At 47.6% G+C, this 25818-nt stretch carries 25 protein-coding genes; 23 read left to right on the top strand and 2 right to left on the bottom strand.

All coding sequences use genetic code 11. From position 1 onward, the window contains the following. Nucleotides 1–110 precede the first annotated feature (110 nt). The 22 genes from AB3489_RS03925 to AB3489_RS04030 all read left to right on the top strand — a co-directional run bounded on the left by AB3489_RS03925 (nt 111) and on the right by AB3489_RS04030 (nt 21175). A complete protein-coding gene (locus AB3489_RS03925; RefSeq protein WP_368294029.1) occupies nt 111–563 on the top strand; it encodes a peptidoglycan-binding protein in 453 nt (150 codons plus the stop codon). Nucleotides 564–876: 313 nt separating this feature from the next. Then, on the top strand, nt 877–1770 hold the full coding sequence (locus AB3489_RS03930; protein ID WP_368294030.1) for a sigma-E processing peptidase SpoIIGA: 894 nt from the start codon (nt 877–879) through the stop codon (nt 1768–1770). A gap of 32 nt (nt 1771–1802) precedes the next feature. Further along, the gene (gene sigE, locus AB3489_RS03935) at nt 1803–2507 is read left to right on the top strand and encodes an RNA polymerase sporulation sigma factor SigE (RefSeq protein WP_368294578.1); all 705 of its coding nucleotides are present in this window, start codon (nt 1803–1805) and stop codon (nt 2505–2507) included. Between the two features lie 80 nt (nt 2508–2587). Further along, the gene (sigG, locus tag AB3489_RS03940; RefSeq protein ID WP_368294031.1) at nt 2588–3361 is read left to right on the top strand and encodes an RNA polymerase sporulation sigma factor SigG; all 774 of its coding nucleotides are present in this window, start codon (nt 2588–2590) and stop codon (nt 3359–3361) included. Between the two features lie 113 nt (nt 3362–3474). Then, nucleotides 3475–3732 (top strand): YlmC/YmxH family sporulation protein, encoded by a 258-nt coding sequence (locus tag AB3489_RS03945; protein WP_368294032.1) that lies wholly within the window; start codon nt 3475–3477, stop codon nt 3730–3732. A gap of 87 nt (nt 3733–3819) precedes the next feature. Then, on the top strand, nt 3820–4620 hold the full coding sequence (gene pgeF, locus AB3489_RS03950) for a peptidoglycan editing factor PgeF (RefSeq protein WP_368294033.1): 801 nt from the start codon (nt 3820–3822) through the stop codon (nt 4618–4620). A gap of 24 nt (nt 4621–4644) precedes the next feature. Next, nucleotides 4645–5628, top strand: a complete 984-nt coding sequence (locus tag AB3489_RS03955; protein ID WP_368294034.1) for an HlyD family efflux transporter periplasmic adaptor subunit — start codon at nt 4645–4647, stop codon at nt 5626–5628. A gap of 109 nt (nt 5629–5737) precedes the next feature. Next, nucleotides 5738–6427 carry a YggS family pyridoxal phosphate-dependent enzyme gene (locus AB3489_RS03960; RefSeq protein WP_368294035.1) on the top strand — a complete coding sequence of 230 codons (690 nt, stop codon included), beginning with the start codon at nt 5738–5740 and terminating at the stop codon, nt 6425–6427. A gap of 49 nt (nt 6428–6476) precedes the next feature. Continuing rightward, nucleotides 6477–7004 carry a cell division protein SepF gene (locus AB3489_RS03965; protein WP_368294036.1) on the top strand — a complete coding sequence of 176 codons (528 nt, stop codon included), beginning with the start codon at nt 6477–6479 and terminating at the stop codon, nt 7002–7004. 95 nt (nt 7005–7099) lie between these two features. Beyond that, nucleotides 7100–7342 carry a YggT family protein gene (locus AB3489_RS03970; protein ID WP_368294579.1) on the top strand — a complete coding sequence of 81 codons (243 nt, stop codon included), beginning with the start codon at nt 7100–7102 and terminating at the stop codon, nt 7340–7342. Between the two features lie 414 nt (nt 7343–7756). Then, nucleotides 7757–8338 (top strand): phosphate propanoyltransferase, encoded by a 582-nt coding sequence (gene pduL, locus AB3489_RS03975; RefSeq protein WP_368294037.1) that lies wholly within the window; start codon nt 7757–7759, stop codon nt 8336–8338. 26 nt (nt 8339–8364) lie between these two features. Continuing rightward, the gene (gene lspA / locus AB3489_RS03980; RefSeq protein ID WP_368294038.1) at nt 8365–8835 is read left to right on the top strand and encodes a signal peptidase II; all 471 of its coding nucleotides are present in this window, start codon (nt 8365–8367) and stop codon (nt 8833–8835) included. Next, a complete protein-coding gene (locus AB3489_RS03985) occupies nt 8816–9781 on the top strand; it encodes an RluA family pseudouridine synthase (protein WP_368294039.1) in 966 nt (321 codons plus the stop codon). Before lspA ends, AB3489_RS03985 begins: the two co-directional genes overlap by 20 nt. Before the next feature lie 161 nt (nt 9782–9942). Beyond that, the gene (gene pyrR / locus AB3489_RS03990; RefSeq protein WP_368294040.1) at nt 9943–10488 is read left to right on the top strand and encodes a bifunctional pyr operon transcriptional regulator/uracil phosphoribosyltransferase PyrR; all 546 of its coding nucleotides are present in this window, start codon (nt 9943–9945) and stop codon (nt 10486–10488) included. Nucleotides 10489–10618: 130 nt separating this feature from the next. Then, nucleotides 10619–11554, top strand: a complete 936-nt coding sequence (locus AB3489_RS03995) for an aspartate carbamoyltransferase catalytic subunit (RefSeq protein WP_368294041.1) — start codon at nt 10619–10621, stop codon at nt 11552–11554. Continuing rightward, nucleotides 11541–12878 (top strand): dihydroorotase, encoded by a 1338-nt coding sequence (locus tag AB3489_RS04000; RefSeq protein ID WP_368294042.1) that lies wholly within the window; start codon nt 11541–11543, stop codon nt 12876–12878. The genes AB3489_RS03995 and AB3489_RS04000 overlap by 14 nt, the downstream gene beginning before the upstream one ends. After that, entirely contained in the window at nt 12878–13972 is a 1095-nt protein-coding gene (locus AB3489_RS04005) for a carbamoyl phosphate synthase small subunit (protein ID WP_368294043.1), read from the top strand. The genes AB3489_RS04000 and AB3489_RS04005 overlap by 1 nt, the downstream gene beginning before the upstream one ends. Further along, the gene (gene carB / locus AB3489_RS04010) at nt 13973–17149 is read left to right on the top strand and encodes a carbamoyl-phosphate synthase large subunit (protein WP_368294045.1); all 3177 of its coding nucleotides are present in this window, start codon (nt 13973–13975) and stop codon (nt 17147–17149) included. 271 nt (nt 17150–17420) lie between these two features. Further along, entirely contained in the window at nt 17421–18248 is an 828-nt protein-coding gene (locus AB3489_RS04015) for a dihydroorotate dehydrogenase electron transfer subunit (RefSeq protein WP_019226790.1), read from the top strand. Beyond that, nucleotides 18235–19161, top strand: a complete 927-nt coding sequence (locus AB3489_RS04020; protein ID WP_019226789.1) for a dihydroorotate dehydrogenase — start codon at nt 18235–18237, stop codon at nt 19159–19161. Before AB3489_RS04015 ends, AB3489_RS04020 begins: the two co-directional genes overlap by 14 nt. 5 nt (nt 19162–19166) lie before the next feature. Next, nucleotides 19167–19859, top strand: a complete 693-nt coding sequence (gene pyrF, locus AB3489_RS04025; protein WP_368294047.1) for an orotidine-5'-phosphate decarboxylase — start codon at nt 19167–19169, stop codon at nt 19857–19859. Between the two features lie 161 nt (nt 19860–20020). Continuing rightward, a complete protein-coding gene (locus tag AB3489_RS04030; RefSeq protein WP_368294048.1) occupies nt 20021–21175 on the top strand; it encodes a GGDEF domain-containing protein in 1155 nt (384 codons plus the stop codon). Here the strand turns inward: AB3489_RS04030 and AB3489_RS04035 are convergent. Next, the gene (locus tag AB3489_RS04035) at nt 21165–22658 is read right to left on the bottom strand and encodes a diguanylate cyclase (RefSeq protein WP_368294049.1); all 1494 of its coding nucleotides are present in this window, start codon (nt 22656–22658) and stop codon (nt 21165–21167) included. The genes AB3489_RS04030 and AB3489_RS04035 overlap by 11 nt on opposite strands. 446 nt (nt 22659–23104) lie before the next feature. On the opposite strand from AB3489_RS04035, the gene pyrE reads away from it, so the two are divergent. Then, a complete protein-coding gene (pyrE, locus tag AB3489_RS04040; RefSeq protein WP_368294050.1) occupies nt 23105–23710 on the top strand; it encodes an orotate phosphoribosyltransferase in 606 nt (201 codons plus the stop codon). A 234-nt stretch (nt 23711–23944) separates the two neighbouring features. On the opposite strand, the gene AB3489_RS04045 is transcribed toward pyrE, so the two are convergent. Continuing rightward, on the bottom strand, nt 23945–25762 hold the full coding sequence (locus AB3489_RS04045) for an NFACT family protein (protein ID WP_368294051.1): 1818 nt from the start codon (nt 25760–25762) through the stop codon (nt 23945–23947). Nucleotides 25763–25818: the final 56 nt, after the last annotated feature.

Below are 25818 nucleotides of genomic sequence, written 5' to 3' on the forward strand. Positions count from 1 at the left end.
TCACATAGTCACCTTAATAAAAATAAAATGGTGGTAAGCTTATAAAAACGATAATGCCCAGAACTTACTAGAAAAAATAAGGATAATTAACATGGAAGGGGGCAGCTCCAATGAGCTTTCGGCTAACTAGAACGCTCAGGCTAGGAATGCGTGGTAATGATATCAGACAGCTGCAAATTGCGCTGATCGAACTGGGCTATGATCCAGGAACTCCAGATGGTATCTTTGGTCCCCGTACCCAATCAGCAGTAATGGCCTTTCAGCAAAATAACGGGCTGGTACAGGACGGAATTGTAGGTCCGGTAACGACAGCAGCTTTAAGCAGAACCCTTACTGAACCTGCTTTTCTCAAAGTCGGTTCCAGAGGTCCGGAAGTTGCTACACTGCAGTCAATCCTTAAAGAACTCGGCTATGGCCCAGGAATGGCTGATGGAGTATTCGGGTCTAAGACCAGGGAAGCTGTGATCGCTTTCCAAAGAGATTATAGACTTATCCCAGATGGTGTTGCAGGACCGCAGACCTTTACAGCTTTAGATCAGGTAATCCGCAGCAAGACAAGGTAGTTTCTACAAACGTTAATATTTAGTGCACTGCCACCCATATGCTGGTGGTTAATTTAGCGACCACATACATTGAATCCCAGAGGTTTTGGCATGTCAGCAAGGATTAAAGCGAGCAGCTGCGAGAACGTGCAAGCGGGGTGCTTTGGGCAAGGCTGATACCCCGAAAAAGAAAAAAAAACCAAATATCCCCCATAATCTGTATTCCCTTAGCCAAAAAAATCGCATCCCAAGCCCACGTAAAGCGACAGGATTTCTCTCTGTGCAGAGGTATAATTTGTTAATGAAATGACTTCGCGCAGAAAGGATTTCGGGTATGGTCTACCTGGATATTATTCTGTTCATCAATGGGGCTATGGATGCTTTTTTGTTGGTTTTTACGGCCCATCTGCTTCGAAAAAAGATTCAGGTTCGAAATCTACTGGGAGCAGTTCTTCTTGGCGAGCTGCCAATTGTATTCATCATCTTTGGTCCCTCGTTGGTCATCGCTGTTTCCAGAATCCTGATTCCTGTTGGCATGGTCGCAGTAGCTTTAAAGACCAAAACAATCCCTGATCTGGCTAAAGGACTCCTGTATTTCAGCCTTCTGGCATCCTTAAGCGCCGGAATCTATTATGCGCTGGCGGGTTGGCTTGGGTTGGAAGGCACAGGGCTGGCTTTAAAGGATTTATGGGTCCTGCCTGTGATTGCCCTGATTCTGACCGCAGGATGCCAGGTCTGGGAGAAAATCCAAAAAACGACGTTATTTCTCGACAATGTGTGCTACGAGGTTGAGCTGTCTTTTGAGAATGGCCGGCAGGCACAGATTAAGGCACTGCTGGATACCGGAAACGAACTGCGGGACCCGCTGACCGGGACACCTGTGATGGTCGTGGAAGAAAAAGCTGTGGCCCAGGCCCTACCGGAAGAAATTCAAAGGTTTCTGCTTATGCCCTGGAGGGAAAGTGCCAACCCCTGGACTTATATCTGGAACAGTGAAGACCCCTGTATACAAAAAATGGTGTTCATCTCCGCCAGGGGAATCAATGGCCAAACCTGGCTGCCGGGAATCCGGCTCGGATCTGTTAAGATCCGTCAGGGGGAAAAAGTATGGGAACATGCCGTTACCGCCGCCTTGGTCCCGCATGGTCTGAATTCGGAAGGTAAATTTGTGGCCCTGCTGCATCCGGAACATATTCAAATGCCAGTTGGCAAGGAGGAGATCGCCTGATGAACCGCATCAAACAGTACTATAGGGCAGTAATGTCGGCATTTAAGAGAAAATTAATTTTTTTGTCCCTGAAACTGCATCGGGTAAGGGAGGTCTTTTATGTCGGCAGCAGCGAAGCCCTGCCGCCCCCGCTGCGCCTGGAAGAAGAGGAGTATCTGATCACGAGACTCGAGCATGGGGACCTTTCGGTGAAAGATATGCTGATCGAGCGCAACCTAAGACTGGTTGTTTATATCTCCCGCAAATTTGAGAACACGGGAATCGGTATCGAGGATTTGGTTTCGATCGGGACGATCGGTTTGATTAAAGCGGTCAACACCTTTGATCCCGCCAAGAAAATCAAGCTGGCCACTTACGCTTCCCGCTGTATTGAAAATGAAATTCTAATGTATCTGCGCAGAAATAATAAAATAAGGACAGAGGTTTCTTTCGATGAACCTCTAAATATCGACTGGGATGGCAATGAGCTGCTTCTGTCCGATGTACTGGGAACGGAGAACGATATCATCTCGCGCCCGATCGAAGAGGAAGTCGACAGGCAGCTGCTGGATCTCGCTATGGGCAGTCTGAGTGAGCGGGAAAAGCTGATTATGGAGCTTAGATTCGGCATGGGCGGATGCGAAGAAAAGACGCAAAAGGAGGTGGCTGACCGCCTCGGGATCTCGCAATCATACATATCCAGACTCGAAAAGCGCATCATACGCAGACTGCGGAAAGAATTTGTCCGGCTGGAATAACGATTTGGAATAACTTGTCTGCTGTCAGGGCATACTCTCCAGAGAATAACCATGAAAAACCACATCTGGAGGGTATTTTAATGGTCTTAAACAAGGTTGAGATCTGCGGAGTGAATACGTCCAAACTGCCCGTCTTAAGTGGTGCCAAGATGAAAGAACTGTTCTTGAAATTTCAGGCCGGGGACAAGTCGGCCCGCGAACAGCTGGTCCGGGGAAATCTTCGCCTGGTACTCAGCGTGATTCAGCGGTTCAGCAATAGAGGGGAGCATGTGGACGACCTTTTTCAGGTAGGCTGTATCGGCCTGATGAAGGCGATCGACAATTTTGATCTTGGTCAGAATGTCAAGTTTTCTACCTACGCTGTCCCCATGATTATTGGGGAGATACGGCGCTATTTAAGGGATAACAATCCGATCAGAGTCAGCAGATCTTTACGGGATATCGCCTATAAAGCCCTGCAGGTTCGGGACAAGTTGGCATCGGAGTGCTCGCGGGAGCCAACAATCAATGAGATTGCCGAGAGACTGGAAATCTCCCATGAAGATGTTATTTTTGCGCTCGATGCAATTCAGGAACCCGTATCTCTCTTTGAACCGATCTATCATGACGGCGGCGATCCGATTTTTGTCATGGATCAGATCGGTGATGACAAACAGTCGGACAAACTTTGGCTGGAATCAATTGCGATCAAGGAAGGTATGGGCAAACTCGGAGAAAGGGAAAAGAAGATTATCTCGCTGCGCTTCTTCCAGGGCAAAACCCAGATGGAAGTGGCCGAAGAAATTGGGATATCCCAGGCACAGGTCTCACGCCTTGAGAAAGCCGCTTTGAAGTATATGCGCAAGCATGTCTGAGTCCCAAATAGGCATTGGCCTAAAAATATCTTATCAAAACATCTCGCTGCTTTTAAAGTGTCATGATTGCACCCCCTCCTCATATGATAGTAAGTGAGAGGAGGGGCTTTGCCATGAGAGTCTCTGAATTGAGGGTACTCGATATTATCAACATAGAGGACGGGCGGCGCTTAGGGCCAGTCATCGACCTTGATCTGGATTTGGAAAAAGGGGTTGTGAAAGGCATCATTATCATGGCTTCCTCCCGGGCGAAAGGCTTCTTTGGCAACGGGAGGACGGGTGACGTGTTTGTTCCTTGGGAAAAAGTGATCAAGATCGGTATTGATGTAATCCTGGTCGACGGCAGGGATTTAATCAATATCAACTATTAAGCATTGTAAAAGAGCTGTATTCAAAGGTTTTTTTCGATATAATCAATAGAAATGATTTAAGGTTTGGCTGCAATGAGGTATAATCATATGGCATGGAAAAAACAAACGGTCAGCGGACTGGCTTACCTGACAATTCCCAGATGGTCCGTTCACGGAGTAACCGCCGTATTCTCGACCAGGGACGGGGGCGTCGGCAGCCCGCCTTATTCCTCTTTGAATCTGGCTTTGCATGTCGGTGATACGATTGATGATGTTATACATAACAGACGGATGTTTCTGGCCGGAATAGGGCGGTCGCTGGAAGACTGTGTTGCCGCTGAACAGGTTCACGGCACTGCTGTACGGTTTGTAACAGAAAAGGACCGGGGCAGGGGTATGCGGGATTTGGTATCGGCGTTGCCTTCCTGCGATGGAATGCTGACAGCGCAGGACGTAGGGCTGCTAACTTTTTATGCGGATTGTGTGCCTATTTTCTTTTTTCATCCGCGCAGCAGAATCATCGGGCTTGCGCATGCCGGCTGGAGAGGAACGGCAGCCAATATCGTCCAAGAAATGGTGAACGGGATGATTCAAGCCGGAGCTGATGCGGAAGAATGTTTGGCCGCGATCGGCCCCTGCATCGGACCCTGCTGTTATGCTGTTGGAGATTCTGTCGCTTCAATATTTCGAGAAAAATGGAATGAACCTTCCGTGCTTTCAGAAACAGCACCGGGTGAGTACCGTCTCGATTTACAGGAAGCAAACCGTCAGTTGTTGATCTCCGCCGGAATTCGCGCAGAGAATATATTGACCGCTCAAATGTGCACATCTTGTCATGCCGGAGAATTCTTTTCTTACAGGAGAGAAGGGATAACCGGCAGGATGGCCGCTTATATCGGATTCTCATAAGTACTGTTTTTAAGAGGAATGATAATGGCTAAAAAAACCAGAAAAAGATTTAATGTATTTTTTATGATATTGGTTTTATCTATCATTGGTCTATTCCTTTGGGATTACCGGTCATCGTGGATTGCGGGCTCACTTTCGTTTGAGACTGTTCATCAGGGCCTTGTACAACACGAGAAAACGGTGAAGGCCGTATTTGCCAATACGGAAACCGTATTGACGGCACCGGCTGAAGGAACCGTTGTACTGGTTGGCGAGGAAGGAAAAAGATTTAAAAAAGGTGAGTCAGTAGCCCGGGTGATCCCTGCCGGAGTAGGACATGAACAATCCGACTCAGGAATATGGATAAGTGCGCCGGTTTCGGGCCTGTTTTATTCGCAGCGGGACGGGCTGGAACAGATCATGACACCGGAAAATTTGATGAATATGGATCTGGACAGATTATTGGCCCAGACGCAAAATAACGGAACAGAAACAGAGCAGACAGAGACTGCCCAGGAGAACACCAAGGAGAACAGTCAGCCCGCAGATAACAGTCAGAATACCATAGTCAGTCTGCATTCCCCAATCGGCAAGATGGTGAACAACCTTTATCCGAGCTGGGTGTTTGTGTATTTGGGAATCCAGGATTCCCTGGCAGTTGGAGATGTCGTTGCGTTTGTGATTGATGACGAAGAATACTATGGTACGGTCATGAAACTTTCGGCGCAGCCCGGAGGAGCAGTCATCCGCTTTAGTCAATATGTACAAGGGACTGAGGAGAATAGGATACGCGAAATTGCTTGGAGATTCAAGTCCCCGACCAAAGGTTTGGTCGTTCCGGCCAGTGCCTTGTGCACTTCCGGTGAGGAGAAAGGGGTCTATGTCCTGGAGGATGGCGTGATCCGCTACCAGGGTGTCATCGTCAAGGACAGCAACGAGAATTTAGTCTGTGTCGAAGGCCTTCCGGAGGGTGTCCAGGTCGTCGTTAATCCGAGAGAAGGCATTGAAGGCATGTATGTAAAGTCCTAATTTTAAAAATGTCAATAAATTCAGCCATTTCCTGCATAAAAAGCAGGGAAATCAAGGAAAATGTAGAACATATAAATGATCATACGCCAACACAGGCGGCAGGAGTCCAATGAGTATCATCAATAACATTTCGGAAGTACAGCAAAAAATTGCGGCAGCCGCTGCGAGAGCAGGCCGCAGCCCGAAGGATATCGCACTTCTGGCCGTATCCAAGACAGTGCCTGAAGACAGGATCATGGAGGCATACAGGGCGGGTTTAAGGGCTTTCGGGGAAAATAAAGTGCAGGAGTGGCAGGCCAAGCACCTCTTGTTGCCGCAGGATTGCCAGTGGCATCTCATTGGCCGTCTGCAGACGAACAAGGTAAAATACCTAGACGATAGCATCGCCTTGATTCATTCGCTGGACCGCTTTGCTCTGCTGGAGAAGCTGAATCTGGAAGGGGAAAAACGTCAGATTCGATGGAAGACGCTTGTCCAGGTCAATGTTGCGAGGGATGAGGCCAAAGCCGGTCTCGAGATTGAAGAACTTCGGGACTTTATGGATAGCGTGCACGACTTTCCCTATGTGACAGTTCATGGGCTGATGACGATTGGTGCCCTTGATGCCGGACCCGGAGAAACAAGAGAGTATTTCCGGAAACTCAGGGAGGTCCGAGACGATTTACTGACGAAAGGTCTCGGAGGGCCTGAAGGTCTTCCCCACTTGTCGATGGGGATGAGCCAGGATTATGAAATTGCGGTTGAAGAGGGCGCAACGATTGTCCGGGTCGGAAGTACGATTTTCGGGCACAGGAATTAACATATTTTACATAAAACTTATAAAAAATTAAAAATCATGGAGGATGAAAATGGCAAAGATACTTGACAAATTTATAGGTATTATGGGTTTTGGGGACGATGAGGACGATTTCGAACCTGAAGAATTAGAAGAAGAGTATTCCGGAAGAGCGGAGAAGTCCAGAAACAGCAGTTTTAGAGATAGTGCGCTCAGAGAATCAGCTCCGAGCGAATCCTTCAGCAGGGAAACATACAAAGACAATGCCCTGAAAAGAAAACAAGCTTCTGTGGTCAGCATTCATACCCAAAAGCAGGTAAGGGTCATCGTCGTAGAGCCGGTTTCTTTTGAGGAAGCCCAGGGAATTGCCGAGCATCTTAAAGCCCGCAAATCAGTTATTCTGAACCTGGAACGGACCGACGGTCATCTGTCCCAGCGGATCGTTGATTTTATCAGCGGTACGACCTATGCTTTAGGTGGAAATATGCAGAAGGTTGGCAATGGTATTTTCCTGTTTGTCCCCAATAATGTGGACATTAGTGGCGAGCTGAATTACAAAACGACCGAACGGGATATCCTCTGGCCTAAAATCAACAATTAACCGGAACATTCACCATCGGCATTAATCTTGGGGGGGTAATCAGAATTACGATTCTTTATTGGAGTTACGCAATTATCGACAAGGTCCTTCTGATCCTGGAATGGCTTGTAATCATACGCTGTATTTTATCTTGGATACCTCATTCGCCAAGTAATCAATATATTCGGATTATTTACGATATCACTGAACCACTTTTAAGGCCTTTTCGAAAAATACGGTTTGGCAACCAGGCAATGATGGTGGATTTTGCCCCTTTTTTTGCTGTCCTGGCCATCGTGCTGATTAAAAGTGTGGTTCTTGCGCCGCTTTATGCGCTTATTGCCAAGCTCATTATCTAGAACAGAAGAAACGTCCAGCAAATGCGGCGAGATATTGAATATCGCAAATAGAAAACTCGTCCTGAGACGAGTTTTCCGTATTCTCAACCGAATGCCCTTTATCCATGATGGATTCTACACCGTGAAGGCCATTTAAACGCCTTTACACTTCCTGGTCCGTCGCGGGGTTTGACTTCGTATGGTAAAATAATTCTAGTATTCCCATTACCAGATCTGCCGGGGATCGGAATCTTTGAAGACAAAGAGGTTTTTTGAATCTTAAACGTACGGAATGCAGGATATCTGCAGCTATCTGGTTTATAATAGAAACATGAAAGTATTGCGGTCATTTATGTCGGAAAGCTTTTGATAAGCAGTTGTTGCGAGTATGGACCATGGAGCAATCATGCAAACAAATATGGAGGAGTGAACGTCATGCGTACATTTTCTGTTCCGGTTGGAATATCCAATCGACATCTTCATCTTTCTGAGGAACATATGAAACAGCTTTTTGGCGAAAACAGTATACTTACCATAAAGAAAGACTTAAGTCAGCCTGGACAGTTTGCGGCTGAAGAAACCGTAACGCTGATCGGCCCCAAAGGGAAACTGGAAGGGGTTCGGGTTCTGGGACCTACCCGGGATGAGACCCAGGTGGAGCTTGCTGTGACAGATGCGATTAAACTGGGATTAAACATTTCGGCAAGAGATTCCGGCAATACCGAAGGGACACCCGGTATTGATATAGCAGTCGGAGATAAAAAAGTAAGTCTGGAACGCGGAGTCATTGCTGCGATGCGTCATATCCATGCCAGTGAAGACGATGCGCTGCAGTATGGCATCAAGGATAAGGATATGGTGAAAGTGCTTTTTGAAGGACCTCGTGGCGGCATTCTTCATAACGTTTTGGTCAGAGTAAAATCAACCTATGCATTGGATCTGCACATTGATACCGATGAAGCGAATGCGCTGGGGCTTAAAAACGGAGATACCGGAACGGTAATCATTGAGGATTAATGATTCATTAGATGGAGGGTAACCTTTTGCCATTCTTATATACCTGGGTAACACTGATCATTGTCTTAGTCTTAGACCGTCTCAGTAAATGGGCCGTTCAAAGTAATATGATGCTGGGAGAAAGCCAGGCCGTAATCCCGGGCTTTTTCCATCTGACCTATATTTTGAATCCCGGTGCGGCCTTTGGCATGCTGCAGGGCCAAAAGTGGGCGCTGGTCACTGTTTCTGTAATTGTTCTTGCCGCCCTGTTCTATTTTCAAAGAAAAGTGCCGCAGAGACAAAAGCTTATGCGGGTAAGCATGGGGCTGATCGGGGGGGGAGCGCTTGGCAATCTCTGGGACCGATTGCTTACCGGAAAAGTGATTGATTTTCTTGATTTCAGGGTCTGGCCCTATATTTTCAATATCGCCGACAGCATGATTGTCATCGGCGGTATCTTGTTGATTATTCTTTTGATGCGAATGAAAGAGGATACAAATGACGAATCACCATTTTGAAGAAGAAACGCAGGATCATTTTATTGAGGAGCCGGATAGTGAGGAATGGCAGTTTGTTCAGGCAGCTCCCGGCCAGCGGCTGGATACCGCGCTGGCGGAATGCACCTCACTGAGCAGAAGTTATCTACAAAACCTTATCCAGCAAGGATGCGTGCTTGTCAATAGCCAGTCTAGGAAGGCCAATTACCGGGTTCAGGAAGAAGACCGTGTTGAGATCAGTATTCCTCCTGCGCAGAAGCTGGATGTTCTACCTGAAGAATTACCGCTGGATATTGTGTATGAAGACGATGATCTTCTTGTGGTCAATAAACCTCAGGGCATGGTGGTGCATCCTGCTCCTGGTGCGTGGAGCGGAACGCTGGTCAACGCACTGCTGTATCACTGCCAAAACCTTTCCGGGATTAATGGTGTCATCCGCCCGGGAATTATTCACCGGATCGACAAAGATACTTCCGGGCTGTTGGTCGTTGCTAAAACGGATGACGCGCATCATCATCTTGCCCATCAGATTAAAGAGCACAGTGTTGGACGAAGCTACAGGGCTGTCGTTCACGGGCTGATGTCGGAACCGTCGGGAACTGTGGATGCACCCATTGGCAGAGATCCAAAGGATCGTAAGAAAATGGCGGTTGTTTTTAAGAATTCCCGCAATGCGGTGACGCACTATTATGTACTGGAACGATTTATGCAATTTACCGAGATCAAAGCGGTGTTGGATACAGGAAGGACCCACCAGATCAGAGTACATATGGCCTATTTGAAACATCCTGTGCTGGGAGACCCACTTTACGGGCCAAAAAAAAATCCTTTTGGCATGACTGGGCAGGTTCTTCATGCCGAGACACTGAGTTTTATTCATCCGAGGACCGGAGAAAAGATGACATTTACGGCAGATCCACCCGAATCATTTCGGGACGTTCTGGAAAAGCTAAAGAATAGCGATTGACATTTGGTGCATAGTACACTAAACTAAATTATAATAAAATTGAATCAGTTGCCTTTAAAATTGTCCCGTGAGGCAGGTAAGGCAGATAAAATGTTGTACGTGAAGTATGGCTGTCTGCTCCTGCAGGCAGCTTTATTATTTTTGAAAGAAGGCGAACTCAAATGGAAGGTACGCCAAAAAACAGGATCATGGATGCGGACGGGATCCGCAGAGCGATTAGCAGGATATCCCATGAAATCCTGGAGAAGAATCAGGGAACGAAAGATCTTGCCCTGATCGGGATAAGGACGAGGGGAGTCCCTTTAGCGGAACGCATTAAGGAAAGGATTGCAGAATTTGAGGGTGTATCGATTCCTCTCGGGCTGCTTGATATCACACTTTATAGAGACGACCTGAGTACGATTGATATTCAACCTGTGTTGCATGAGACCAAAGTGCCATTCAGCTTAGATGGGAAAATCGTCATTTTGGTCGATGACGTTTTATTTACCGGCCGTACAGTCAGAGCAGCGCTCGATGCGCTGCTGGATCTTGGAAGACCATCGAAAATCCAACTGGCCGTTTTGGTAGACCGGGGGCACCGGGAACTGCCGATCAGGGCCGATTATGTCGGCAAAAATGTTCCGACTTCCAGCAGGGAAATTGTTTCTGTGTGCCTGGAAGAAACGGATGGAAGTGAAGAAGTATTCCTACAGGAAAAAACATAACGAACATTTTGAGTCCAACCCTTTAAATGTTATCCTGAGAGATAGCCAAGGGAAAGCGAGAAAGTTGATTATTCAATTCCTCCTGCCCTTTGGCTGGAGGAATTTTTAATGATTGATGGGAGGCGTACGCATGAATTGGAAGCACAAGGACCTGCTTGATCTGGACATACTGACAGCGGAAGAAATCAAACATATCTTGAAGACTGCGGCTCCGATGAAAGAGATTCTAGCAAGACCCAATAAGAAATTACCGACACTCAGAGGAAAATCTGTGGTGATGCTTTTTTATGAAAACAGCACCCGGACCAGGACTTCCTTCGAGACTGCAGCCAAAATCCTTGGAGCAGATACGTCAAATATTGCAGTTGCCCAAAGCAGTGTAAGTAAGGGAGAAACCCTTCTGGATACAGCGAAGACCCTTCAGGCCATGAAAGTTGATTTGGTAGTCATCAGGCATGGCAGCTCAGGGGCGGCAGAGTTCCTCGCCGACGAGCTTTCAGCCGGCGTGATCAATGGCGGTGACGGCCAGCATGCCCATCCGACTCAGGCCTTGCTGGACTTTTTTACGATGCAGGAAAGACTGGGCGAACTTCAAGGCAAGAAAATTGTGATTGTCGGCGATGTGCTGCACTCTAGAGTTGTGCGGAGCAATGTCCTCGGACTGAAAAAACTTGGTGCGGAAGTCGTTTTGGTTGGCCCGCCGACGCTGCTGCCATCGGAAATGAATTACCTTGGTGTGAAGACCTCTTACGATTTGGATAAAGAACTGCCCGGGGCCGATGCGGTGATGGCTCTCCGTCTTCAGTTGGAAAGGCAGCAAAGCGGCCTCTTTCCGTCAATCCGGGAATACAGCAGGTTATACGGTCTTAGCCTGGAAAGGTTAAAACAAACCGGCAAAGATACCATTATCATGCACCCCGGTCCGATGAACAGAGGTGTCGAGATTACGAGTGATTTGGCTGACAGTGTGCAGTCTGTGATTGAAGAGCAGGTCACCAACGGTGTTGCCGTTCGGATGGCTTTGATTTACTTGTTGATAGGAGGGACAGGCAGTGTTGTGGATTAAGAATGCGTATGTGATTGACCCGGCCCAAAGATTGTCCGGGATCAATGATGTCTTGGTTAAAGATGGCGTTATTGTGAAATCAGCCAGGAGCCTGCAGCCTGCAGACGTTCTGGAAGCGCTGGAAGCCCAGAGGCTTGACGATGTGCTACAGGTTGAGGGGGAAGGAAAATATTTGTTCCCCGGTCTAATTGATGTGCACGTGCATCTCCGCGAACCCGGTCAAGAGGAGAAGGAAGATATCCGTAGCGGTTCCAGAGCTGCGATAAAAGGAGGATTTACCTCGATACTCGCCATGGCCAATACAACGCCGATTGTTGACAACCGTGCGCTAACGGAATTTGTGCGGCTGCAGGGAGAACGCGCCGCTATGGCCAGAGTCTATCCGATCGCGGCGGTAACGAAAGGTTTTCTTGGCAAAGAGCTGGTCGAGATGATGGATATCCTCGACGGCGGAGCAGTGGCGTTTTCCGATGACGGTAAAGGAATCCAGAATGCTGAGATGATGCGTCTGGCACTGGAATACGCCAAACTAACTGGCTGCCCAATCATCAGTCATTGTGAAGATGACAGCCTGGTCGGACACGGTGTGATGCGCAAAGGTGAAATGAGTGCGAGACTCGGCTTAAGAGGAATTCCGGCCAGCGCCGAGAGCGTAATGGTGGCCAGGGATGTGCTGCTGGCGGCTGAAACAGGAGGGAAACTCCATATTGCGCATGTATCGACCAAAGAAAGTGTGCAGATTATCAGAGAAGCAAAAAAAATGGGTGTGGATGTAACGGCCGAAGTGAATCCGCACCATCTGATCTTTACGGATCAGGATGTTAGCCTGACCGATGCCTCTTATAAAGTCAATCCACCGCTTCCTTCAGCAGAAGACCAGATTGCGCTATTGGAAGGCTTGCTGGACGGGACGATCGATATGCTGGCGACAGACCACGCCCCGCATACCTGGGAAGAGAAGACCCGGCCTTTCGCCGAAGCACCGTTTGGGATCAACGCGCTGGAAACAGTCCTAGCCGCAGTCTGGCAGAACCTGGTGTTAAAAGGGAAAATAACCCCGGATCAGGTCATCGCTTTATGGTCGGTGAACCCGGCTCGCCGTTTCGGCCTGCCGGGTGGAACGCTTCGACCCGGGAGTCAGGCCGACTTGGTTCTGTTTGACCCGGAATACCGGGAAATGATTTCTGCGGAGACAATGGAGACAAAGTCGCAGAATACCCCTTTCCTGGGACAGGAGATGCAGGGATTTCCAGTAATGACCATTGTCGGCGGAAAAATACGAATGGCTGGAAGAAAGCTTTTAGACAATAAGGAGGAAGCATAATGGCCTGGCTGGTTTTAAGTGACGGAAAAGCTTTCGAAGGAGAAAAATTTGGCCCCTGGATTGGTGGAGACCACGTGATCAAAGGGGAAGTCGTATTCAATACTTCAATGTGCGGATATCAGGAGATGATCACCGATTTGTCCTATGCCGGACAAATCCTGACATTTACTCACCCGCAGATCGGGAACTACGGCTGGCATAATGAAGAGAGCGAAGCTGACAAGGTACTGCTTAAGGGTATCATCGTGCGGGAGCTCTCGGCCGGCGAAGGCAGTTTGCATGCTGATGGAAGCCTGGAGGATTTCTGTATGCAACAGAATATCCCTGGCTTAAAAGGCGTCGATACCCGGGCATTAACCCGCTATATCCGGAACAACGGGACGATGCCCGGCATAATGGTCGAGGAATTGGAACAGGCCGCAGCGTTCTGGCAGAAAAGCACGCCGCAGGATTTTGACCCTGAAAAACATTGGGTGTACCAGGCGACATCCGACGAAGAATATGTCATTCCCGGTAACGGTCCGGAGTTGGCCGTACTTGATCTTGGTGCCAAAAAGAATATTTTGCGCTGCCTGCAAAAAAGAGGTTACCGGCTGCATGTTTTCCCTGCAGGGACTCCCTCTCAGAAAATAATGGAGTTGAGGCCACAGGGACTTGTTCTGAGCAATGGACCTGGAGATCCAGCCCGTTTGCCGGAGATCGCTGAGAATATGGGGAAACTGATTGCAGAATTACCGATTATGGGCATTTGTATGGGTCATCAGATTATGGCAATGGCCGCGGGCGCTTCAACCTACAAGCTGCCGTTTGGGCATCGCGGAGGGAACCATCCTGTTCAGAACAAAGAAACGGGCAAAGTAACCATGACTTCTCAGAATCATGGTTATGCTGTCAGTGAAGAATCGCTTCGAGGAACTGGGTTTAACATCATGTATGCGAATTTGAATGATGGCACGGTTGAAGGCCTGAAGCACGAAAAATATCCGGTTTTAACTGTGCAATATCATCCTGAAGCTGCACCGGGCCCTGAGGAAAATGATGAAATATTTGACCGCTTTGCAGAGATACTGAACGCTAAATGGGGGGAAATGTAAATGCCAAAACAAAATTGGCAGAAGGTCATGGTGATTGGTTCAGGACCCATCGTGATTGGACAGGCGGCTGAATTTGACTATGCCGGAACGCAGGCCTGCCGGGCTTTAAGGGAAGAAGGCGTGGAAATTATTCTGGTCAATTCCAATCCGGCTACTATTATGACGGATAAGGAAATTGCCGATAAAGTATATATCGAACCGCTGACACTGGAGTTTTTGGAGAGAATTATTGAGAAGGAAAGACCCGACGGACTCATTCCGACTATGGGCGGCCAAACCGGACTGAACCTGGCTTTCCAGCTAGCCAAAGCCGGTATTCTGGACCGCTGTGGCGTTACGCTTTTGGGAACGCCGCTGGAGAGCATCAGCAAGGCGGAGGACAGGGAGCTTTTCCGGAATTTGATGAACGAAATTGGGGAACCGATCCCGGCAAGCTCGATTGTTTCGGATGTACAGGAAGCGTTAAAATTTGCTGAAGAAATTGGCTATCCGGTGATTGTTCGGCCGGCATTCACGTTGGGCGGTACCGGCGGCGGGATCGCCAAAGATGCGGATGAATTGACAACGATTGCCGCCAGCGGAATCAAAGCCAGTATGATTGGGCAGATTCTGATCGAAAAAAGCGTAGCCGGCTGGAAAGAAATTGAGTATGAGGTGCTGCGGGACAGCTGCGGCAACAGTATTACGGTTTGCCATATGGAGAATATGGATCCTGTCGGCGTCCATACCGGTGACAGCATTGTCGTGGCGCCCTGTCAGACGCTTACGGATAAGGAAGTTCAGACACTTCGGACTTCGGCCCTGAAAATCGTGGCTGCCCTTGGTATTGAAGGGGGATGCAATGTTCAATATGCGCTGCATCCGGAAAGACTTGAATACTGTGTCATTGAGGTCAATCCGCGTTTGAGCCGTTCGAGCGCGCTGGCTTCCAAAGCGACCGGTTACCCGATTGCCAAGGTGGCTGCCAAAATAGCGATTGGCTATACGCTGGCCGAACTGCCGAATGCGGTAACGGGGAAGACTTCGGCCTGTTTTGAGCCTGCCCTCGACTATGTGGTCGTGAAGATCCCGCGCTGGCCCTTCGATAAATTCTCCGATGCCGACCGTAGGATTGGTACACAAATGAAGGCAACCGGAGAGGTTATGGGTTTGGGCCGCAATTTGGAGACGGCCCTCTTAAAGGCGGTGCGCTCTCTTGAGACGAAAGCCTACGGCATCCTGCTCGAAGAGATGGCGTACATCGACGATGAACTTCTTCGGAAAAGATGCAGCCTGCCGGAAGATAATCTGCTCTTCGTGATCGCGGAAGCTTTCCGCAGGGGATGGACTGTAGACGAAATTAATCGGTTAAATGCGTGGAATCCTTACTTTTTGAAGAAAATAGAAGGGATTGTCAGGACATCCACAGAAATAAAGCAGCAGGTCTGGGATTTAACAGCCTTAACAAAGGGCAAGCGGCTGGGCTATTCCGACCGCGAGATTGCCCGTCTTTGGCATGCAAATGAGCAGCAGGTCTATGATTTCAGGATCCAAAATAACCTGAAGCCTGTCTTTAAAATGGTCGATACCTGCGCCGGGGAGTTTGAAGCGACGACCCCGTACTTCTACTCGAGCTATGATGCCGAGGATGAGGTCCAGCCGACAGACCGTCGGAAAGTTGTCGTCCTGGGATCGGGGCCGATCAGGATTGGTCAGGGCATCGAGTTTGACTATTGCTCGGTTCATGCTGTGAAGGCGCTGCGCAAGGCAGGTATTGAGAGTATCATTATCAACAATAATCCGGAAACAGTGTCTACTGACTTTGATACGGCCGATAGGCTTTACTTTGAACCGCTCACGATTGAGGATGTCACGGCAGTCCTCGAGAAAGAAAAACCTGAGGGTATCGTCGTCCAATTTGGCGGACAGACTGCGATTGGGTTATGCAAAGGACTGGCGGAACGCGGTTACCGGATTCTTGGTACGACGGTCGAAGACACGGACAGAGCAGAAGAGAGAGGAATCTTTGATGAAGTTCTGCAGCAGCTGGGCGCTCGACGGCCCCGCGGCGGATGCGTTTCCAACATGGAAGAAGCTGAAAAGCTTGCAGAGGATATCGGTTATCCACTGATTGTACGTCCTTCCTATGTGCTTGGAGGAAGGGCTATGCAAATTGTTTATGAACCTCAGGAACTCCAGGGCGTATTTGCAAGGGCTTTGGCGGATTTTCCGGGACAAAGCATCTGGATCGACCAGTATCTTCTCGGCAAAGAGGTCGAAGTCGATGCGATTTCCGACGGGGAAACCGTCTGCATTCCCGGAATCATGGAACATCTGGAACGGGCCGGCATTCATTCCGGCGATTCGATTGCGGTCTATCCGCCCCAAACGGTTGCAGACAACATCAAAGAAATCATCGAGGACTTAACCATTTCGCTGGCCCGGAGCCTGCGGATCAAAGGCTTATTGAATATCCAGTATGTCATCTATAAAGACCAGGTCTATGTTTTGGAAGTCAATCCCCGCTCCAGCCGTACGGTCCCTTTCTTAAGCAAGATTACCGGCGTGCCGATTGTGGAATTGGCCACCCGGGTTATCCTTGGAGAGAAGCTGGGGAGCATGGGTATTAAATCTGGTTTGTGGCCAGTTGGAGAGAAGGTTGCGGTAAAGGCGCCGGTATTCTCTTTCTCAAAGCTGCTGCTCGTTGAACCTTCTCTCGGCCCTGAAATGAAATCAACCGGAGAAGTCATGGGGATTGATTATGATTATGAAAAAGCGCTCCAGAAAGCATTGATGGCCGCCGGCATGCAGATATCGGTTTACGGCACGCTGCTTGCAACCCTAGCTGACCGCGATAAGGAAGACGGGATACGGCTGGTCAAACGTTTTGCCAAACTTGGCTTTAGAATCATCGCCACGGAAGGGACGGCTAAGGCAATTTGCCAGTCCGGTATTGAAGTTGACACGGTTGGTAAACTTCATTCCGGATCAGACGATATCATTGAGAAAATCCGCAAAGGACGTGTCCAGTGTGTCTTAAATACAACCACACACGGCAGAATCATTGCCAGCGACGGTTTTGCGATCCGAAGAAGTGCCGTTGAACACGGCGTACCGTGCTTTACCAGTATGGATACGGCCGAAGCCTGGCTGCATGTTCTGGAAGCCAACATACCGAGTATCGTGCCGCTCAGCTAAAGTATCTAGGGTTGGTCTGGGTGTCACAATTCCGCTTTCGGCAGCTAGCGCCCTCCATGGCGCTAACAGCCGCGCTCCGCATCCATGCTTCGCTTGACGCTGGAACTTGTGACACTCAGACCTAATATGGGGTAATCAGGCTTGAATGAAATTATTTGAGCAACACTTTCACTAGCTGCAGGATTTATCAACGTAATGGATGGGCAGCGCGTCATCCATCGTGGTGAAAGGCCTTTGCAAATAAAATCGATCTACTAGGAGTGAGCATATCATGGACCTCAAGGAGAAAGTCGTCTTCAATGAAAGGATCGGACATCCCGTACAGGGTTTGTACAAAGTTGTTTTGAGTGGAGAAGCTGCCAAAACAGCTCGGCCGGGCCAGTTTCTGCATATCCAGGTCACGGATACGAGTGACCCGCTTCTGCGCAGACCACTTAGCATTGCCGGGATCGACCCTGAACGTGGAGAAGTGACCATCTACTACAGAATCAAAGGGAAAGGAACCGAACTTCTTTCAAGGATACCGACAGACCAATATCTAAGTGTTCTGGGACCACTGGGGACAGGCTTTTCAATTCCGGAGAAAGGGGAGCTTCTGCTGATTGCAGGCGGAATAGGGATGTTTCCGCTGTTCTCTGTGATCCAGGCCGCACAGAAAGTTCCAGTAAAGATAAAAGTCCTCTGGGGAGGAGAAAACAAAGATTTTCTGGACAGTGCAGATTTAAATCTGCTGCTGCAAAAAGGTTTGGATGTTGAACTTTCAACACTGGACGGAAGCTGCGGAGAGGAAGGCTTAGTTACAGCACTGCTCGAAAAGTATTTAGCTGATAAAAACACGCAGCAATTACTGAGCAAGGGCCTTCTGCGGGCTGCAGCTTGTGGTCCGAACGGCATGCTGAAGGCTGTCGCGGGGATTTGCCGGAACAACGATGTTCCGCTCGAAGTTTCTTTAGAAGAGCGGATGGCCTGCGGGGTAGGTGCATGTTTGGGATGTGTCTGTACCGTTAGAGATGCAAATGGCGGACTGAAACGAAAACGCGTCTGCAAAGAAGGACCGGTAATGAATGGGCAGGAGGTGGTCTGGGATGCAGACATTTAATCTTGAGACTGATCTGGCAGGATTAAAGCTTAAAAATCCTGTCATCACTGCCTCCGGCACGTATGGCTTCGGTGAAGCCTATGCTCCGTTTTATGACCCCTCCGTTCTCGGCGGGATCACAGTCAAAGGGATTACACCGCTTCCGCGTCTTGGGAATCCTGTACCGAGGCTCGCGGAGACTCCATCAGGCCTACTGAATTCTGTAGGCTTGGAAAATCCCGGACTGGAGGCTTTCTTAAAAAACTATCTGCCGGAGCTAGCCTTGCTGGACACAGCAGTGATTGTCAATATCTCGGGTTTTTCACTGGAAGATTATGCGCTGATGGCATCATCCTTCCAACGCGGCTGCGGGATTGCAGCCCTGGAAGTTAACATCTCTTGTCCGAACATCAAACACGGCGGGATGGCTTTCGGAACTGATCCCAAGAGTGCGGAAGAAGTCATCACTGCCGTCAGAAAGGAAACGGATCTGCCGTTGATTGCGAAGCTGTCTCCGAATGTGACCGATATTACAGCGATGGCTAAAGCTGTGGAAAGTGGCGGGGCGGATATCATTTCTTTGATTAATACGCTTCTTGGCATGCAGATTGATCTCAATGCCCAGAAACCGGTGTTGGCCAACACGATGGGGGGGTTATCCGGTCCCGCGGTCCGGCCGGTAGCCGTCAGAATGGTCTATCAGGTCTATCAGGCTGTAAAGCTGCCGGTCATCGGCATGGGAGGAATTTTGACTTGGCAGGATGCTATCGAGTTCATGCTGGCAGGTGCTTCGGCAGTGAGCATCGGAACAGCTAATTTTGGCAATCCGCTTGCGCCTGTTGAAATTCTGGAAGGAATTAAGGCCTATTGCAATCAAAGAGGCTATCAGTCGGTCAAGGAAATCGTCGGACTTGCCCATGGGCAGAAAGGATGAAAAAAATGGAAACTTCACATAGTTTAAATGAAAAGGTCATCGTGGCTTTGGATGTCAATACGAAAGAAAAAGCCCTGGACATTGCCCGGGAACTTGCCGGCTGCGGGTGCTGGCTGAAGGTTGGCCTTGAGCTTTATGCGCTTTCGGGGTTAAGCCTGATTCAGCAGTTCAAAGAGCTCGGATTTAAAATATTTCTCGATCTCAAGCTGCATGATATTCCGACTACCGTCGAAAAAACCCTAAGCGTGCTAACCGCCTCCGGCGTGGATATGATCAATGTTCACTGCAGCGGCGGATACGAAATGATGGCCAGAGCGGCCGAGGTCGGCCATAAGGCCGGCAAAACCATTATCGGCGTAACCGTCCTTACAAGTATGGGACAGGAAGACTTGACATCGATCGGGGTGCAGGGCAGTACGCAGGAGCAGGTACTGAAACTGGCAATGCTCGCCAGGAAAGCAAATTTGAACGGGGTCGTTTCTTCCGCGCAGGAAGCAAAAATTCTCCGGGAGGAATGCGGAGAAGATTTTCTTCTCGTAACACCGGGGATCCGGCCGGCCTGGAGCGAAAAAAATGACCAGGTGCGGGTTCTTACCCCGCGCATGGCCCTGGAAGCCGGAAGCTCTTATCTGGTAGTCGGCAGACCGATTACCTTGAATGATAATCCCAGGGAAGCCATAGAGCACCTATGGGATTAAAATAGGAACAGTATTTGTATTGACAGGATTTGGCTATCGTTATATAGTTGTGACGTTAAAAGTTGACATATGTTGATATATTGTTTGAACCTATATTTTGCAGTATAAAAATGACAGCATGAACTTGACGGCATGAAAAAAATCATGAGGTTAGGCAATTCATGAGGTTTGAGCGTTTACGTAAATACTTTACGATTGTTCCAAAAGAAAATAAGGATGAATTTTCGCGTCAGCTTTGGAAAGAAAATTTCTTAAAGCTAATTGTTATTGCGGGATTCTTTAGCATTTGTGAAAGTTCACTGCTGATCTTTTTTCCGCGTGCGGTCGCAGACGTTAAAATTAGCATATTAATTTTTGTTTCGATTAGTTTGCTGATGCTTCCGCTTCTTATTCAAATATACCGGAAATACGACGTTTACAGAAAGGAAATCATCTATTGCACAGAAGTTGGGTATTTAATCATTTTACTGGTTTTTGGCTGCGCGCTTAGTATTTTGCCTCAAAATGAGCTTGTATCAATCAATCCATATATTATTGCAGTATTTGGTATAGCAGCTTTTATCTATTTACCGCCTTTGACAAGTTTGGTCGTGTATTCTTTCGTCTATCTTTTCTTTTTCCTGGTCATTCCCTACTATCAGCCGAATGATTATATTGTTGAGATTTTGCGTATCAATGCTTTCATTATGAACTTGTGTGCCTGGATTTTTTCCAGGATGGTATTCAGAATCAGATTATTTTCCTTGATTTATAAGAAAGAAATTGAAGCCAAGAACACAATATTGGCCGACCTGTCCGTCCGCGATTCGATGACATCCCTATATAACCATGAAAATCTCTTTCTGAAACTCAAGGAAGAGATTGAACGTGCCAAACGGATTGATTATCCACTGTCTATCATTATGATGGATATCGATGATTTTAAAGACATCAACGACCGGTTCGGTCATCAATGCGGAGACGATGTCATCATCCGTGTTGCCGGAATATTGAATCAGGCATGCCGGAGTACCGATATTATCGGCAGATATGGCGGGGACGAATTCGTCATTATCCTACCTGATACTGCCTCGGATGAGGTTTTATTCCTGGCGGAACGGCTGAGATCTAAGATAGCGCTAGCTGATTCTCGGGAAGGCATACATATAACCGTAAGTGGAGGAATCAGTGAGCTTAAAGAAGAATCGGCCGAGGAACTGATCAAAAAAGCTGACCTCCAGCTGTATAAAGCGAAAGCTAACGGTAGGAACCGGTTTGAAGCAGGATCTCTGGTAGACGATGTCCAGGGAAGCTTGTGGGCTAATTTCAGAGGATGATAACGCCATTGAACTCTACCCTGTTGCGTCCTTGTTCCTTGGCTCGGTAGAGAGCGTTATCCACCTTCTTGATCCAGGAATCTATGTTATCGGTATTGGCTAGTTCGGCGACCCCGATGCTTGTCGTGATTTCTCCGACTTCCTGGAACAGGTGTTCCGCAATCAGCTCCCTGAGCCTGTCGGCGTACTGCACGGCGTTTCCGGCCCGAAGGTGAGGCGCCAGGATCAGGAATTCCTCCCCTCCCCAACGTGCTAAAGAGTCAAAGCTTCGGATATTATCCCGCAGAAGGTTCACAAACTCAATTAAGGCCTGATCCCCAGCCTGATGTCCGTAATTGTCGTTGATCAATTTGAAGTGGTCAATATCCAGAAGCAGCAGGGAAAGCGGATACTTGTTACGTCTGGAACGTTCAATTTCAATTACCGAATTCTTCAGAAAGCATCTTCGGTTCCAAATATTTGTGAGCTGGTCGGTGAATGCTGATTTCTCCAATTCAGCATTCACTTTTTTTAAAGCTTCAGCTGTTCGTTTGTGCTCTTTCAGTTCTTTGCTCAGAGAGTGGATCAGCTTGAGATTTTGGATAACCGTGCTGAGCTGCCCGCAAACAGCCTGAAGCAATTCCTTATCTTTGGCTTTGAAAGGCTTATTATGCTTATTAATCAATCCAATGCCGCCGATCGTTTTTTGTTCAAATATGATCGGAAAAGCCATTTCATCAGTAAAGCCATAATCAAAAAATAACTGTTTAATGCTTTCATCAATTTTAGTTTTTTCCGTATACTTGGCGTATGCCACAAAGTCTGATGTAAGACTTTGACCGATAAAACCGACATACTGCGGCAGAATTTCTATTTTGCGAATAATCTCTTTGGGCAGTCCAAGCGTATAATATAACGCCGAGCTTTGCAGGTAGTCATCATAAAAGTAAAACACAAAAGCATCAAATTCAAACGTGCTTTTCATAATACCGGCAGCTTGTCGGATGAGTCTGTTAATGTTCTTTTCACTTGTCGTCGCCTGATAAATATTATATAAGACCTCAAGACGGTTGTACGTCTCTTTTAATTCTTCCTCTACCTGGACCCGGTCCGTGATGTCGCGGACAATGGATGTAGCGAGATATTTATTACCGACCAATTGTCTGACTGTGCTTAGTACTTCGACCGGGATGAGATGACCGTCCTTATGTTTGTGAAATGTCCGGAAAAGAGAAAGTCCTCCGTAATCAACATATTCAATAATGTTTTGGTCAATTCCGCCCGCAACAATAGGGGCAAAGTCCCTAATATTGAAGGTGAGCAGCTCTTCTCTGGTGTAGCCCAATGTCCGGCAGGCGGCTTCATTGACGAAAGAGAGGTTTCCTTCGTCATCGACCCAGAACACGCTATCGGGTATTTTTTCAAGGCTCATGAAGGCATATAGAAGTTTTTCTTCTTTATCCTGCTCACTTTTGAAATAGACATCAAAATCCTGAAATAGCATTTAAACCACCTTGGTAAATGACCTATTATTTTCTAATCATAAATAATAGATTATTTTAGTTTTTAGATATTATCAAATAGTGATTACTAGTAAATAAAAGAAATGTAAAATAAAGTAAGAAATATTTCTGTAATCTATTATATAACAAAAAATAATAAATATAATAACTATTTTTGTAAATAATGCGGCAAACGTTTTAAGTATGAAACCATTGTTCGTAGCCATCGAAGATATCCTATTCTTCAAGAGCAGCTTGGTAGGCAGTACGGAAATGCTCCTTTCGCAAATGAACAGAACAAAATTTGAGATAGATTCCACATCAAAATAGTTCCTTTTTTCTGAATCAATGTGGTAGAATATTTTAAGTGCCATAATACATGTAAAATTCATTGTACTGGTATTTCACGGATAAATTCAGAAATCACATTTTGGAAGGTGGAATAAACGTGTCTGATCATTCAACGACTGAAAGATTAAATGAAAATGACATTCTCGATATTTTCAAGGAGACCGGAGCGCTGCTTCAAGGTCATTTTCTTCTTACTTCAGGGAAACACAGCGCGCGTTACATGCAGTGCGCCCAGGTACTTCAATATCCGAGGAAGGCTGCAGTTCTTGGGAAAGAGCTGGCCAGAAAATTTGAAGGAATGGAGATCCAAACCGTTATTGGTCCTGCGATGGGCGGGATTGTTGTTGCCCATGAGGTTGGTCGGAACTTAGGGATAAAATCAATCTTTACTGAAAGACAAAATGGGGAAATGGCGCTCAGGAGAGGCTTCAAGCTTGAACCCGGCGAAAAAGTCCTCGTGGTCGAAGATGTTATCACGACCGGCGGATCGGTTAAAGAAGTCATCAATATCGTCAAGGAAGCCGGTGCAGTTCCGGTCGGTGTAGGCGTGCTTGTGGACCGTAGTGGTGGCAAAGCTGATTTTGACGGACTTTTGCTGCACAGCTTGATCCAGATGAATATTGAAGCTTATGAGCCGGATGATTGCCCGCTTTGCAAGCAGGGTATCCCGTGGGAGAAACCTGGGAGCCGGGGAATAAAATAAACCTAAACAAGTAAAGAATTTGATATTTAGGTAGGACTCCATAATACATAGTCACTTTCGGCTTCTTGTGCTGTCCTTGGCACGTCGCTCCTTGCCATCCTTGGCATCGCGACATTAGGCCATCCGTGGCCGTCAAAAAGCCGCGCTCTGCATCGTGCTTCGCAGACGCTGGCTATGTATTACGGAGTCTATTTTATGGTATTTGCGAAGTTTTCTCTAGCTATTGAACGCTGATTATCGAGTTATCTGTTGTTCGGTAGCTAGGAGCCGCTCGATAGCATCCTGCTCCGGTGTCAATAGAAGAGACCAGTTTTGCTCATAAACAACCATCCCGGGTTTGGCCCCCCGGGGTTTTTTGATTTGCCGGACGTGAGTATAGTCGACAGGGACATGGGAAGACCCCCTGGCCTGGCTGAAATAAATGGCAAGTGCCGCAGCATCGAGCAAAGTATTATCGTCCGGGAACTCCTCCTCTTCAGACAGAGGAACAATAACATGGGAACCCGGAATATTCTTGACGTGAAGCCATAGATCGCCCGGCTTCGCTTCCCGCCAGGTCATCCGGTCATTTTGCTTATTGTTGCGTCCGACCAAAATGGTTTTGCCGCTCTTAGACAGATAGACATGTGGCTGAGAAATAGAATTCTGTTCTCTTCCGGCAGCTTGTTTCTTTTTCGTCTGGTGCCTGTCCTGTTTTTTGATATATCCCTGATCGATCAGTTCCTGATAGATCTCATTAAGTTCGATATCGTCTTCAGCCTGGTCAATGCTTAGAGCTAGTGTCTGGAGATAATTCATTTCTTCTTGGGCAGTTTCCTGCAGAGGTGTGGTTTTTTTAATCGTTGATTTGGCCTTATTGTAGATTTTGTAGTAGCGCTGAGCATTGTTAATGCCGGTCAGGTTTGGATCAAGCGCAATCGTAACAGATTTGTAATCGGGATCGGTGTAGTCTTCTACGGTAACTTCTTTCATGCCCGATGCAAGCGTATAGAGATTGGCCGTCAAAAGTTCTCCGAGTTTTCGATATTCCAGCCCTTTTTGAGCCTTGGCGATTGTATCACAATAGATAACGTCTTTCTTTCTGATGTGGACAAAATGATCCTGGACAACCTTGCGGAGCGAGCCTTTTTTGGCCTCATTCTTCTGACTGGTCATTCTTTGGGTGTAATACAAATCTATCGCGTCATTTAGGAACGATGTTTTCTGAAGTTTGAGACCTTCGTACTGCACATACGGAATAAAGGTAAAAGCAGCCGGCATGTTCTTGTCCCGTCCGGACTGATAATATACGCACGGATCAACGGCTGTATCCTGTTTGGCCAGCAGGAAAAAGGAATAAGCTTGGAAAAGACGGCTCAGGTCAATTTGTCCGCAGTTGTCAAGAAGCACATCTAGCTCAAGACAAGCCCTCAGAACAAGCTCTTTGGCCAGTTCAGGGCTGATACCATCAAACAGATTCACCAGGACATCACAGACTTTCCGGTCAAGCGGGTACCCGAGGATGACTGACATCCATTTTTGTTCATCGCTGACAGCTTCGGCTTTATGCTGGGAAGGCGGTGAGATATACAATCTTCCGGGAAGCACTTCCCGGTGTCTGCTCAGGAGATGGGAATACCGTCTGATTCCGTCCAGAACAATGTTGGTCTGAGGATCGACTAAAATCAAATTGCTGTGCTTGCCCATGACTTCCAGGATAAGCTGATAATCTTGAAGATCGCCTCTTTCATTGTAATTCTGTACGGTCAGGGTAATGATGCGTTCCAGTCCGGACTGACTGATTCCGATAATCTTGCCGCCTTCGAGATGTTTGCGTAGAATCATGCAGAACATCGGAGGTGAGACAGGATTTTTTTTATTTTGCTCAGTCAGATGCAGTCTGGCGGAAGTGCTGCCGGCATTTAACAGCAGACGCAAATTTTTCCCGGGACTCCGCAGTAAAAGATGGACCTCCTCTTTTTCAGGCTGCTGAATTTTATCAATACGCGTTCCAACCAGAACGGGCTCAAGCTCTTTCAATAGATGATAGAGTGTAATACTGTCAAGGGCCATATCGTTAACTCCTTAAAACTTAAATGTTTTCTCGACAAGCTAATCAACAAAATTCA

This window comes from Dehalobacter sp. TBBPA1, from assembly GCF_040931655.1.
GTDB lineage: Bacteria > Bacillota > Desulfitobacteriia > Desulfitobacteriales > Syntrophobotulaceae > Dehalobacter > Dehalobacter restrictus.